Source organism: Vibrio sp. 10N.222.49.C12, from assembly GCF_041475025.1.
GTDB lineage: Bacteria > Pseudomonadota > Gammaproteobacteria > Enterobacterales > Vibrionaceae > Vibrio > Vibrio crassostreae_C.
Window position 1 is genome coordinate 23,164 of the sequence record NZ_JBFRVF010000031.1, and the last position, 11,872, is coordinate 35,035.

Genomic DNA, 11,872 nt, shown 5'->3' on the forward strand with positions numbered 1-11,872 from the left:
AACAAACAAAATACCGTAAAAACAAAAAGATAACGCCAATTGCTCATCTTTTGATCATCACAAATATTTATACATTGCTTTACCCATACCCCTAATTGGGTAGAGCAATTACTTACCTACCCTTGTGCCACAAGGGTTGAAGGCGTTTTTACATTGTAGGAATTTTCTGACTTTGATTGACCAAGCCTTAACTTTTCCTTACATTTCTCGGACAAAAAACGACCACAGGAATTTATAGTTGTCTTAGTTTCAAGAAACTTCAAACATCATTTAAAATTCACTTAATCTTGTTTGATTTCCTGAATCAGTAGACTATGCTCTAAAGAGCATATGGATTTGAACAAAGGTCACACTATGAATACACAGCAATTTGAAGCATTTAAGCAGCAAATACAGCTTCTTAGCCCACAACAATTAAAAGCACTTCAGAGTGAGATCGACGGCAACCTCGAAACAGAGAAGCCTTCTTTGCTTACTGATGAAGAATTAAACGCGCTAAATGACCTGTTCAGTTAATAGACAGACATCACTATTTTAGCTTAAGTTCACATTTTCACCGTAAATTTCATCTGTTCACCATTGCGCTCAAAATATCGTCCGCCTAGACTCATTCCATACGTCAATAAAAGGTTCTGATATGTCGATATCTGGTATTCAATCTGGTTACGCCATTATTCAGCAATCCACCAACATGGCTGAAGAAGCCGCAATCGAGCTCAACCAAGCCTCCAAACACGCTCTAGAATCCGACGACACTTTCGAAGCTAGCGATCTCAGCTTTAATCAAATAGAGCCTGAACAAGCCATTTCCTTTAAAGACAAAGAACCTGAACCTGCTTCATCTTCAACCGATTCCCTGATTAAACTGACACAAAGCGCAAGTTATAACCGCGTTGGTGCAAGTGTGGTTGATCGTCAAAACGAAGCCATCGGTAGCCTTCTCGACATTCATATCTAAATTTCGCTCAAATACAGCCTATATTTCGCGAAACTTCGCTGCTTTTTGCTTCAACAACCACACAAACTGTAACTCATTATATCAGGCGCTTGTTTCTGGTTTATTACTCGGTAGAATCAGCGCAAACCAATTTGCTGCACAAACTTTACTTCATACTATTTATGCCAAAACTAAATCTGCATCGCCGTGACTATGTTTCTATTTTAGGAGGCGACATCTCCGCAGACGAATTAGAAAAAAAGCTTCAGCCTCATTTTGAAAAGCCAGTAAATAAGCTGACACCTAGCCCCTACCTGACAGAAAAGAATCTCACACGTCGCTGGACAGCGCTCGATAATGCAGATTCACAGCAAGAACTGCTCGACCCTCATACACAAAGTCAGTTCCAAGCTTATGAGAAAAACATTGAGCACTTTATTGGCACCGTTAAAGTCCCTGTGGGAATATCTGGCCCTTTAAGAGTCAATGGCCTATTTGCTACGGGCGATTACCTCGTACCACTCGCGACCACAGAAGCTGCGCTTGTCGCGTCTTATAACCGTGGTTCTAAGCTGATTACGGCTTGTGGTGGCGCAAGTGCTATGTTGCTCAATGAAGGCGTAACACGTACTCCTGGCTTTGCATTTCAAGGATTAGTTGAAGCCGGACAGTTTGTGGCTTGGGCTGTGACTCAGTATGACCAGTTCAAGATCTTGGCAGAATCAACAACATCACACGGCAAGCTGACCGACATTAATATCAACATCGAAGGTAACCATGTTTACTTGGTGTTCGAATTTCTAACCGGAGACGCTTCTGGTCAGAATATGGTGACCATCGCAACCAATGCCGTGTTTGAGTACATCATCGAAAATACGCCAGTTAAGCCTGACCATGCTTTCCTTGATGGCAACTTGTCAGGCGATAAGAAAGCCAATACCCAAACCTTGCGCAGCGTTCGTGGCAAAAAGGTAACTGCTGAGGTTAATATCCCTGCAGAGCTTGTCGCGAAGTACCTACACACGACACCAGAGAAGATGGTCCAGTTTGGCCAAATGACCACAGTCGGTGGCGCTTTGAGCGGCACTATCGGTATCAACGCCCATTATGCGAATGCACTGGCGGCACTTTACATCGCTTGTGGCCAAGACGCGGCCTGTGTCGCCGAGTCAGCGATTGGTATGACGCGTATGGAACTCAACAAAGAAGGCGGTTTATACGCTAGCGTGACACTGCCTAACTTAATGGTTGGGACTGTCGGCGGTGGTACTGGCTTGCCAAGTCAAAAAGCCTGTTTAGATTTACTTGGGCTGCATGGTAACGGTAAATCACAAGCCCTAGCTGAAGTTTGTGCTGCACTGTGTTTAGCGGGTGAACTATCGATTGTGGGCGCATTTTGCGCAGGCCACTTTTCACGAGCGCACCATAAGCTAGCTCGTAAATAACCTTTATCCAATTTGGCTTGTTCGATTTTGTCGTTCATGCAAAATCACAAGCCAATCTGAATGCGTGAGTCATAAATGGATTACTTACACTTATCTAGGGTGAGCCTTAAGCACCTCACTGCGCTTCATATTATGCTGAACACCCACAGCGTCACTCAGACCTCAGAGCAACTCTGTGTCAGCCCTTCGAGTGTAAGCAAAACCCTGTCTCAGTTGCGTGACATCCTGAATGATGAGCTTTTCTATCGAGATGGTACCAAGCTTATCCCGACTCCCTTTGCTCTGAAGATAGCGCCAACTGTTCACGCAATTCTTTCAAGCATGAATGGACTGCTTCATCAAAAGAGTTTTACCCCTCAAGAGTACCAAGGCAGTTTTTCACTTTCGATGCGTGAAAGTACCTTCGAAGTATTTGCCTCTAAGATAAGTAAAATCACTACTGAACTGGCGCCAAACGCGAAGCTCAACATCTATTCGAAACAACAGCTCGGCTTCGATGCTTTACTCAGTGGCAAGGTCAATTTGATCTTGTTGCCTCATGATATATCTCAGCCGCCGACCGATAACAAAGAGCTGGTTTGGGAAACAATTCTTCCAGATGAAATGGTTTGTTTGATGGGCGCACACCACCCTCTCGCTCAGCAAGAACTGACGGTAGAAGGCTACTTAGATTACAAGCACATTGGGATTTTAGATAACGAACTGTCTCAGCCTTACTTTGAACAAAACTTGGTTCAATGCCACCAACCAAGAGAGATGGCAATATCGGTCGCGGACTTCGGCGCTGCGGCTGTGTTGTGTCACCACACACCTTTCCTGTTCACTTGCTCTAAACAGTGGGCTGAGCATGCTAAACAAGCTCAGGGCTTAGTGAGCAAGCCCTTGCCTTTTGATTACGGTAAGGTGGCGTACAGCTTGGTGTGGAATAAACCCAACATGAATGATCAAGCGATCAAATGGTTGTGTGACCTGTTTTTAGAAGCTTAATATTTTTAGAGACTTAATATCTTTAGAAAGTTAACGTTCTTAGAAGCCTGATTGACCGCCTAAGAAATCTAAAGACTAGGTATAAACCTCAGGAGTTTGCATCGGTCTTTGAACTATGGTGTAGAGCTTATCGTGAAAGCTCTGCATCTGTTTTTCAGTGCATTTCGGCCAATCTAACGCGTCGCCAATGACACCATGATGCTGAAACGCATTCAGCCGAATTCGAATATCACTTGGTAGAGTCTTCAAGTAACGCCCCACTTGTTCAATTTCGTCCTCAAGATCGCTTTTATTTGGGATATGTAGCAACCTAACTTCGTGCAGTTTTCCTTTATCTGTTAAGTAGTTAATGGTTTCAAATACTCGATGGTTTCCTCTACCTACTAGCCATTGGTGTGTTTCAGATTGCCATGATTTTAGGTCAATCATCGCGCCATCAAGGTAAGGTAATACTCGCTCCCACCCTTGTTGAGGCAACGAGCCGTTACTGTCAATAAAACACGTTAAGTGTGCCAATTGCGGATCGCTTTTAATCGCTTGAAATAGCTCTATGATAAACGGCAACTGCATGGTCGCTTCACCGCCAGAAACGGTAATGCCACTCAAGAAAAGCTGATTATGCCTGACAAGCTCCAGAACCTCTGAGACCGTCATTGTGGTAATTTTCGGGCTCGACTTATGGTCGCAGATATCAATGCACTTATCGCAGTTGGTGCAAGCTGCTGGGTCCCACTTCACTTTGCCATCAACCATGCTTAAAGCACGGCTTGGACAGCCGCTAATGCAGTCACCACAATGGTTACAGTGATTGATTGTGTGGGGGTTGTGGCAAGTAATACAATCAAAATTGCAGCCCTGAAGAAACAGCACCAAGCGGTTTCCCGGGCCATCAACACAAGAAAAGGTCAGCACACGGCTGACCTTCGCTTGTTTTTCTGCCTTATTATTTTTAACCCTAGCCATTTGAGTTGTTAGATCAGAAATTTTCATAATTCACATTGTTCGTATTCGAAACGCACCATACACATAACGCACGCACGTTAAAGCTATTCGTATGTCGGCGACATCTCTAAACTCGCCACGCGTGGTTTACGCTCTAATATGCCCGTGTTCTTCGCAGCTTCGGCACCTAAAAAGGTGGTATTGGTGCGTGAGCCTTGCTCGTCATATTTGGCAATGTCAGATAGCTTAATCATGTAACCCGTGACACGAACCAAATCATTTGATGCAACGTTAGCCGTGAACTCTCGGTAACCCGCTTGAATCGCGCCTTTACACAGGTTAAACATCGCTTCAGGGTTAGATTTCACTGTTTCGTCGATGGTCAGAATGTCACTGATGCCCGAGGTGTAGAACTTATGGTGACCCGCGGTTGCACGAACGTAAGAGACAGGATCCGGTTCGGTACCATAAGGAATACGGACACCCGGCGTCACATCTTCATCTAAGCTAATACCGCCTTGAGCATGCAGCAGAGCTTTACCTTCTAATCCATATTTCACTTCAGAGCGTTCAACGATCTCAGCCAGTTTTTCGGAGATACGGTGACCAAGCTGATTTGCCTGTTCATCGTGACCATAGCGCCCTGCTTGGCCCTCTTTCTCCATCAAGATGTTGACTGCTTCCGCCATGCCATAAATACCAAACATTGGCGCAAAGCGATCTTCTTCGATAAGGCCTTCTTTGGTCAGGAAACCTTCGAAGAAGTTAGACTCTTCATGCAAGAAGCGGCTACGAGCGTTCATCAACTCAACCATGATGCCACTGTAGTTCGGCAGTACTTGTTGTAAGAAATCAGCACTGTCCTCAGACTTCAACGCCACTTGCTTTAGGTTCATACGCACCAAGGTATTTGAACCGCCCGCTAACGGCAGAGAGTTATAGCAGCTCACAATACCAAAACGCTTGTCGCCGTAAGCCTCGGCATGCGCTGGATAGTTTGCAATATGTGGTTTGTTGCATTCGCAGATGTTGCTCACCGCATGACGAAGTAGATCATCAGGGGTCACGGCTGGGTCGTACATAAAGGTTAAGTTTGGCGCGATCTGCTTCAATTCAGCGTCTACACGTAGAATCGTACGGCAGAGAATGTTGTCTGTCGGGCCGATGTTCACATGCATAAACGCGTCTGGCAGTGTGCGATCCAACATAATCCAAAACAGCTTAAGCTTTTGGTATACCTGCTCTTCTGTTAAGTCGCCCACGAAAGGCATCAACACATCATCCAACTGACCTAGGTAAACCGGAATTGAAGTGACAGACGGAACATGGTGGTAAAGGATGGTAAGCATGTTCAATGCTTCATCGAAGTTGGTTGCCGCGCTAAGCTCTAAATACTCTGAGCCTTGATGTAAGTATTTAGAATAATCTGGAAGTACATAGCGCGGCTTAAATGGGGCGTGCCCTTCAAACATGTCACACAGCACACCTTGTTGTAAGGCTTGCTCTACTTCTTTGCTTACCGGCATATACGGTAAGCTGGCTTCAGCTTCTAAGGCAAGATAGCTCGACTTCTGTTTTGGTGACAGGTTGGCATCTGAAATGATATTGCTAAAGCGTTGTTGTTGCTCTGAAAGTGGTGAAGAAGTAGATGACGCAGATTGGTGGCTCATGATTAAACCCTTAGTGTTGTTATGGGCTTATTTTATATCTCACCGTTATATTTCCACTAATGAAATGTATGCAAGACTACATTTCCAAAATGGAAATAAATAATTTGTAAATTAGCGGTGTTGAGTTTTCTATGAGCGAGATGAGAAACAGAGAAATAGAGAAACCAGAGTTAGTAGTGAAGAAATGAGAAAGCGCTAATTCGTTCTGTTTAAAACGATAGCGCCAAAAAGAGAAAACCCACATAACTGACGTTAGAGTCGTTAATGTGGGTTTAGTAGTTTAAATGAGCATTCTGAATGCTAGCTCAAGGCATACACACGATTACAGATCTGGAAGCGCTTGTTTACGTCCAACACCCATTAATACCTTTAACTCTCCTTGTGGAGTGTCAATCGAGAACGGTGTAGAGACTTCAACTACTGCAAAGCCCGCTGCACTCAATACATTTTCTGAGCGCTGTTGGCTTACACCGTAGTCTTCACCGTCGCTTTCCAAGTACCAATCCCAGTGTACAAACGTACCGTCGTTTTCAAGCAGCGTGTAAATCAGACTGACTGTGTCTTGTAGGTTCGGGATAAAACCACACACCGAAGAGGCTACCACTAGGTCAAACTGGTTTCTGAATGCTGGATGCTGCGCTGCAAGTCCGCGCGATAAAATATCAACTACCGGTTCAACGTTAGGTAACTCTTTCTTATCTAACTCTTCAATCATCCCTTCAGAGATATCAAGTGCGATGATCTCTTTTGCTAAAGGAGATATTTTCTGGCTGAGTAGTCCTGTACCACAACCAAAATCAAGGACACGGGTTCCGTTTAAATCAACGAGCTGTGTTAACTGGTCAAATACGGATTGTGCGAATACTGCAGTTGCGGGATCTTTATCCCAATCAACGGCGTATTCGTCCCATTGTTTCGCCATCATGGCCTCCATCTTTACTTCTTGTAGGTTCGGAACTTCCCCAGAGTAAACCAAATTAGTCAATTCGTCATAGAGTTATCATGCAAAGATGGACTATTTCTAAGATAGTCAGCACAATATTCAGATAATATGCACCAACCCCCGCTCAATATGGAAATGAAATGAACCTTTCTCAAGTCCAAGCCTTTTGTTCCGTTGCTGATTTAGGATCAGTTTCTGAAGCTGCACGCCAGTTAGAATGCAACCGAACCAAACTCAGCATGTCGATTAAAGCCTTGGAAAAAGAGTTAGATGTCGAGCTGTTCGTCCGCAGCGGAAACCACGTTGAGCTTTCAGAAGCGGGTAAAGCGATTTACAAAGATTGCGAAGGCATGTTGGTGACAGCCGCGCGTATTAAACAAACCTGCTTGCATGTTTCGGGCGAATTCAACGCAGAAATTTGGATAGCACGAGATGACTCCCTACCCGATGAAATGTGGCAGGACTTATCTCACGCCTTAAATAACAAGTACCCTTCTACCTCATTCAACTTCGTTCTCGCATCGAGCGGTGACTTAGCTAACCTAGTTGAAACTCAGCAAGTCGACTTCGCATTTGGTGTCGATTACGAACGCGTCGATGACCCAAGAATTATCTACAACCCGCTTGGTAAGATTCGAATGATGTCTGTATGTAAGAAAGGACATGATTTGAGTGCTATGCGACGAGTGTCTGATGAAGTACTGAGAAATTCGATGCAAGCAACCATGGTTTATCTTAATGAAAAGGATAATCCTGAGCTTGAGCCCTTCTCGCGTCGTTACATTGGCTTCTCTAGCTTCGACTTTATGTTGGATACGATTCTACGTGAAGAAGCATGGGGCGTAATGCCTGAGCCATTGATTCGCCATTTACTGCGTGAACAAGAGCTTGCCGTGATCAAACACACCTACGGTTTAACACAAGAAGACTACTGTATGTTTACCGCGGCTGGCATGGCAGAGCACCCAGGAATGAATTGGTTGGCCGACCAGCTTAGTGATTATTTGTTTGATTTCTAGTTCGCGCTTATTGCTTATCGTCGATAACAAAGGGAAAAACCACAAACAGCACTACTCCTAAAAGACCATCACGTGATCCACTAAATAGCGTCCGTCTTCTTCAACCAATACCATTTCAGCGACAAACTCACCTTTGGCGATGGTGTAAGCTTGTTTCCACACAAAGGCGATGGAGTCTGAACGTCTAAATAAAGCAACTTGCTCACGCTCAGCAAAAAAGCCATTACTGTGCTGATAATGGTGACACACCTTTTCTAAATATTCTGGCGTAACAATGTCTTTCATCCTTTGAGTAAAATCTCGACAGTGCTGTTCATGATCAACCTTAGTTGAACCATCCATCAGATTATCCATGATCGGGTTAGCAATCGCCCACAACTCATTATCACTGATATCGTCAAACTTCATATTGATTCACTCCTTGTCCATCGCAGTCGCAGTCGCAGTCGCAGTCAAATCTAGAAGACCAATAAGACCTTAGCGACTAATGTGTTTTATTAATCATAAACGATCCTATTTCAGTTGCACACCATCACCAAAAAACACTCAACGTCAACTTTATTGACACCACGGACTGACCTTAAGTCACTGAATTTTATTGATTTATATGTTCGAATTAAATAAGACATATAAACATCATCAGATAAAGTTTGTAAAGTTAGCTCATTATTAGAACAATGAAGTTATCAAAAACATCTGGAAAATATTATGTGTGATAGGAAAAGCCAAAACGAAAATCGAGTACTATTGTTCTCAGCCCTTTTAGCATCAGGCTTCGCAATTGGCGGATTGGTGTTGGGTCTTCTCGTTGGCTCTCTGGTCATAGTATTTGACGGTGTCTATTCTCTTATCAGCTTACTGTTAACTTTATTGTCACTAGCTGCCTCGAAATACATCAATCGCCCTTCGGACACTGAGTTCCCGTTTGGTCGAGCAATTATCGAACCGATTGTTATTGCCATCAAAGCCGTTGTGATTCTTCTTGTGGTTGGTTATTCACTTTACTCTGCGATTGGTGCCCTAATGACGGGTGGCCGTGAAGTTGATGCTTCTATTGCAACTCTGTTTGGTATTTTCAACGTGTTGGGTTGTGGTTACGCTTGGTGGTACATCGCGAATAAGAGCAAACGTATTTCTTCAGGTCTGATTCAGGCTGAATCTAAGCAGTGGCAGATGGATACACTACTGAGTGTAGCGGTAACAGCGGGTTTCGTAGCGGCTTGGTTAATTACTTTTTCTCCGCTTGCAGAATACGCAGTGTATGCCGACCCAATGATGATGTTGCTAATGTCTTTCTACTTCATCAAAGTGCCTTTCGACATGTTACGTGAAGCCATGCGCGAACTGCTTATGATGTCGGCAAACAAAGATATTTGTGATGCGGTAGATAAGAACGTTGTCGCGGTAGACAAAGAAGCGGAGCAAGATTTGGAGCTGATGGGTGTGACTAAGGTTGGTCCAGAATTACGAATCAATGTTGATATTCATACCAACGACCAACAAGCGATTGCGGTCGATGATATTGAACGTACGCGCCGCCAACTTAAGCGACGCTTATCGAAGATGCCTTATGAGCTTCAATTGAATCTCAATATCGCGAGTTAAGAGTCGAGAGTTAAGAACCAAGAGCTAACCAATCAACCTCTCGCTGACTAAGACTCTGATTGAACCTTTTTAGAAGCCGACGCCGTAACCGTCGGCTTTTTGTCTCTGGTTACCCACCAGCAAGCTAAAGAGCCAATCGTTACCATACAAACGCCCTGCCAAAACGTCATGCTCAATGACAAACCCAAAATAATAGAAGACAGTAAGGTCGCAAAAATAGGCGTGAAATACGACATGGTCGCCAAGAAGACCATATTGCCGCCAAGTATCGCTGTATTCCAAAGCGCGTAACCTGCGCCCATACACACGCCTGCCAACACTAAGTCGATCGCAGCACTGGTTGTCATCACCATGTCGGTTTCGTTACTCAATGCGTATTTGATCCACAAGGTGATTGCCGTTGCGATAAAGAACAACACAATCGCATTCTGCCCTTTCGCCACTTTCTGAGTGTAATTACAGTAAACCGCCCAAATAATCGCGCCGAAAAACGCCATTGAATAAGTTTTTGGGTTAGTAGCAACATTGGCAGCGATTTGTTCAACAGAAAGCCCCTGATCGCCGCTGATGCTCCAAGCGACGCCAAAGAAGGCCAAGAAGATACTTGGGTAAACCAACCAGTTAATTTTCTTGTCGCTCAGCAGCACCGCAAATAACACCGTCAGTGCTGGCCATAAGTAGTTGATGACAGCCATTTCCAAGGCTTGATGTCTATTGTTTGCCATTCCTAAAGCCAGAGCCAAGAAGATCTCATAACAAACGAACAAGGTGCCGCCAATCAGCAAATAAGACTTAGAAAAGCGTGAAAACTTAGGTAGCCCCATAACACAGACCAACAACAGCGAACTCACCGTATAAAGACTGGCCGCACCACCAATTGGACCTAGCTGTTCTGAGACGCTACGAGACAGAGCAATCAAGCCGCTCCATAGTAAAATGGCGATAATACCGTAGCAGCTATAACGATGAGATTTCAGCACACCTTTTCCTTTATCTGTTTTGATGGTCACTCTATGGTAAAACCAAGTTCAAAATAATTGGCCGAGTACATTTTCGTACTCGGCCATCAACACTTTGTTTACAAAGTATCTATCAATCTACGAAGCATCAATCAATTAACAAATCATTGGTCAATTAACGAAACGCCAATCAATTTACAAAGCATTGGTCGATTAAAGAAATCACCGATTATGATTGTGTATTCGCTAGTGGCGGTCAGTTGTTAACTATTAACTAAGCCAGCAGTAGAGCTTGCAAGTCAGCCAAAGACTTCACTTGGTAGTGAGGATTGATACCCGCTGGCGCTGCCTTTTCTTGGCTGTTTAACCAACACGTTTCGATGCCAAAATCGAGTCCACCTAGAATATCGGAATGTGGGTTATCCCCGACCATCAATATTCTTTGCTTAGATGGCAATCCAACCAGCTTATGCGCATATTCAAAAATCTCGGCATCCGGTTTGGCTACCCCAACTTCTTCAGAAATGATCACGTGCTCAAAGTAATCCGTCATTCCTGTGCGCTCTAAACGGATTGACTGCAGCTCTGTAAAACCGTTAGTGATGATGCCCATGTTCACCTTGCCTTTTAAAGACTCCACCAACTCTTGTGCACCTGGTAATAAAGAACAGATATCCGCCATTGCGGTCAAAAATGCACTGTTTAGTTCTGCTGTTGTTGTCTCTAACTTTGTTGCCCAGCTTTCAAAACGCGCGTGCTTCAGTTGAGCTGCCGTAATGCGGCCATCTTGATAATCTACCCAAAGTGGTAAATTAACCTCTTGGTAAACCGAATAATCCTGTTCACTAAAATCCACACCAAAACGGGAGAACATCAGCTTCATTCCTTGAAAAGCATCAAAGTGGAACAAGGTTTCATCCGCATCAAAGAATATCCAATCGTACTTCATTTTCTGTCCTGTTATTCGCGTTGTTGAGCAGTGCTGTGTTTGTTTTTATCGTAGTTTTGCTTAATTTTTCTCTTCGCCTTGTAGGCTGGCAATCACTTTACTCGTAAATCTGTGAGCCTGTATATAAATCTAATAATTTATAGAAAACAAGCAGCAAGTCATGATGTATCGCAAATTTTGCCACATATTAAACCAATACCATACAAGAAATACATTTAAGTACCGGGAGGTATTATGAAGCACTTTTTACCATCGTCTGTCATGCTTACCCCTTTTCTTGTCAAATACTATGACGAGGAGTCAGAAGACACGCTTGATTCTGAAGAGTCACAAGAAGCTGAAATTGAATGCAGCGATGACTCAGATAAAACGTCGACACCAGCCTAACTAGAAGAGTTTTCAATGAAAAACACTAT

The 11,872-nt window shown here is 43.9% G+C and carries 13 protein-coding genes; 7 read left to right on the top strand and 6 right to left on the bottom strand.

What is annotated here, in order from left to right; genetic code table 11:
* Positions 1-330: 330 nt before the first annotated feature.
* The 4 genes from AB4583_RS11230 to AB4583_RS11245 all read left to right on the top strand — a co-directional run bounded on the left by AB4583_RS11230 (position 331) and on the right by AB4583_RS11245 (position 3,369).
* Positions 331-516 (top strand): hypothetical protein, encoded by a 186-nt coding sequence (locus AB4583_RS11230; protein WP_065584591.1) that lies wholly within the window; start codon positions 331-333, stop codon positions 514-516.
* A gap of 121 nt (positions 517-637) precedes the next feature.
* On the top strand, positions 638-958 hold the full coding sequence (locus tag AB4583_RS11235) for a hypothetical protein (protein ID WP_017060893.1): 321 nt from the start codon (positions 638-640) through the stop codon (positions 956-958).
* A 161-nt stretch (positions 959-1,119) separates the two neighbouring features.
* Positions 1,120-2,382 carry a hydroxymethylglutaryl-CoA reductase gene (locus AB4583_RS11240; protein ID WP_029235254.1) on the top strand — a complete coding sequence of 421 codons (1,263 nt, stop codon included), beginning with the start codon at positions 1,120-1,122 and terminating at the stop codon, positions 2,380-2,382.
* 75 nt (positions 2,383-2,457) lie between these two features.
* The gene (locus AB4583_RS11245; protein ID WP_017060895.1) at positions 2,458-3,369 is read left to right on the top strand and encodes a LysR family transcriptional regulator; all 912 of its coding nucleotides are present in this window, start codon (positions 2,458-2,460) and stop codon (positions 3,367-3,369) included.
* A 75-nt stretch (positions 3,370-3,444) separates the two neighbouring features.
* On the opposite strand, the gene AB4583_RS11250 is transcribed toward AB4583_RS11245, so the two are convergent.
* From AB4583_RS11250 to AB4583_RS11260, 3 genes are all read right to left on the bottom strand, one after another.
* Positions 3,445-4,359: a YjjW family glycine radical enzyme activase gene (locus AB4583_RS11250; protein WP_372117346.1), complete on the bottom strand. Its 915-nt coding sequence runs from the start codon at positions 4,357-4,359 to the stop codon at positions 3,445-3,447.
* Between the two features lie 56 nt (positions 4,360-4,415).
* Entirely contained in the window at positions 4,416-5,981 is a 1,566-nt protein-coding gene (locus AB4583_RS11255) for a YjjI family glycine radical enzyme (RefSeq protein ID WP_372117347.1), read from the bottom strand.
* A gap of 322 nt (positions 5,982-6,303) precedes the next feature.
* Complete coding sequence (locus AB4583_RS11260; protein ID WP_372117366.1) at positions 6,304-6,903, bottom strand: class I SAM-dependent methyltransferase; 600 nt, start codon at positions 6,901-6,903, stop codon at positions 6,304-6,306.
* 161 nt (positions 6,904-7,064) lie between these two features.
* Between AB4583_RS11260 and AB4583_RS11265 the strand changes: the two genes are divergently transcribed.
* Positions 7,065-7,943, top strand: a complete 879-nt coding sequence (locus AB4583_RS11265; protein ID WP_016797108.1) for a LysR family transcriptional regulator — start codon at positions 7,065-7,067, stop codon at positions 7,941-7,943.
* 57 nt (positions 7,944-8,000) lie between these two features.
* Here AB4583_RS11265 and AB4583_RS11270 read toward each other — a convergent pair whose 3' ends face one another.
* The gene (locus AB4583_RS11270; protein ID WP_017060899.1) at positions 8,001-8,351 is read right to left on the bottom strand and encodes a hypothetical protein; all 351 of its coding nucleotides are present in this window, start codon (positions 8,349-8,351) and stop codon (positions 8,001-8,003) included.
* Positions 8,352-8,651: 300 nt separating this feature from the next.
* Between AB4583_RS11270 and AB4583_RS11275 the strand changes: the two genes are divergently transcribed.
* Complete coding sequence (locus AB4583_RS11275) at positions 8,652-9,548, top strand: cation diffusion facilitator family transporter (RefSeq protein ID WP_017064786.1); 897 nt, start codon at positions 8,652-8,654, stop codon at positions 9,546-9,548.
* A 47-nt stretch (positions 9,549-9,595) separates the two neighbouring features.
* On the opposite strand, the gene yddG is transcribed toward AB4583_RS11275, so the two are convergent.
* Together yddG and yjjG are read right to left on the bottom strand one after the other, a co-directional pair.
* On the bottom strand, positions 9,596-10,528 hold the full coding sequence (gene yddG, locus AB4583_RS11280; RefSeq protein WP_372117349.1) for an aromatic amino acid DMT transporter YddG: 933 nt from the start codon (positions 10,526-10,528) through the stop codon (positions 9,596-9,598).
* A gap of 253 nt (positions 10,529-10,781) precedes the next feature.
* Complete coding sequence (gene yjjG / locus AB4583_RS11285) at positions 10,782-11,456, bottom strand: pyrimidine 5'-nucleotidase (protein WP_017066573.1); 675 nt, start codon at positions 11,454-11,456, stop codon at positions 10,782-10,784.
* 234 nt (positions 11,457-11,690) lie between these two features.
* On the opposite strand from yjjG, the gene AB4583_RS11290 reads away from it, so the two are divergent.
* Positions 11,691-11,843: a hypothetical protein gene (locus AB4583_RS11290; protein WP_372117351.1), complete on the top strand. Its 153-nt coding sequence runs from the start codon at positions 11,691-11,693 to the stop codon at positions 11,841-11,843.
* Positions 11,844-11,872 lie beyond the last annotated feature (29 nt).

Excerpts from the sequence above, each read along its gene's own strand:
- AB4583_RS11245 (WP_017060895.1), top strand. The coding sequence starts at position 2,458 with ATGGATTACTTACACTTATCTAGGGTGAGCCTTAAGCACCTCACTGCG.
- AB4583_RS11240 (WP_029235254.1), top strand. The coding sequence starts at position 1,120 with ATGCCAAAACTAAATCTGCATCGCCGTGACTATGTTTCTATTTTAGGA.
- AB4583_RS11235 (WP_017060893.1), top strand. The coding sequence starts at position 638 with ATGTCGATATCTGGTATTCAATCTGGTTACGCCATTATTCAGCAATCC.
- AB4583_RS11230 (WP_065584591.1), top strand. The coding sequence starts at position 331 with ATGGATTTGAACAAAGGTCACACTATGAATACACAGCAATTTGAAGCA.
- AB4583_RS11270 (WP_017060899.1), bottom strand. The coding sequence starts at position 8,351 with ATGAAGTTTGACGATATCAGTGATAATGAGTTGTGGGCGATTGCTAAC.
- AB4583_RS11290 (WP_372117351.1), top strand. The coding sequence starts at position 11,691 with ATGAAGCACTTTTTACCATCGTCTGTCATGCTTACCCCTTTTCTTGTC.
- AB4583_RS11265 (WP_016797108.1), top strand. The coding sequence starts at position 7,065 with ATGAACCTTTCTCAAGTCCAAGCCTTTTGTTCCGTTGCTGATTTAGGA.
- yjjG (WP_017066573.1), bottom strand. The coding sequence starts at position 11,456 with ATGAAGTACGATTGGATATTCTTTGATGCGGATGAAACCTTGTTCCAC.
- AB4583_RS11275 (WP_017064786.1), top strand. The coding sequence starts at position 8,652 with ATGTGTGATAGGAAAAGCCAAAACGAAAATCGAGTACTATTGTTCTCA.
- AB4583_RS11255 (WP_372117347.1), bottom strand. The coding sequence starts at position 5,981 with ATGAGCCACCAATCTGCGTCATCTACTTCTTCACCACTTTCAGAGCAA.
- AB4583_RS11250 (WP_372117346.1), bottom strand. The coding sequence starts at position 4,359 with ATGAAAATTTCTGATCTAACAACTCAAATGGCTAGGGTTAAAAATAAT.
- AB4583_RS11260 (WP_372117366.1), bottom strand. The coding sequence starts at position 6,903 with ATGGCGAAACAATGGGACGAATACGCCGTTGATTGGGATAAAGATCCC.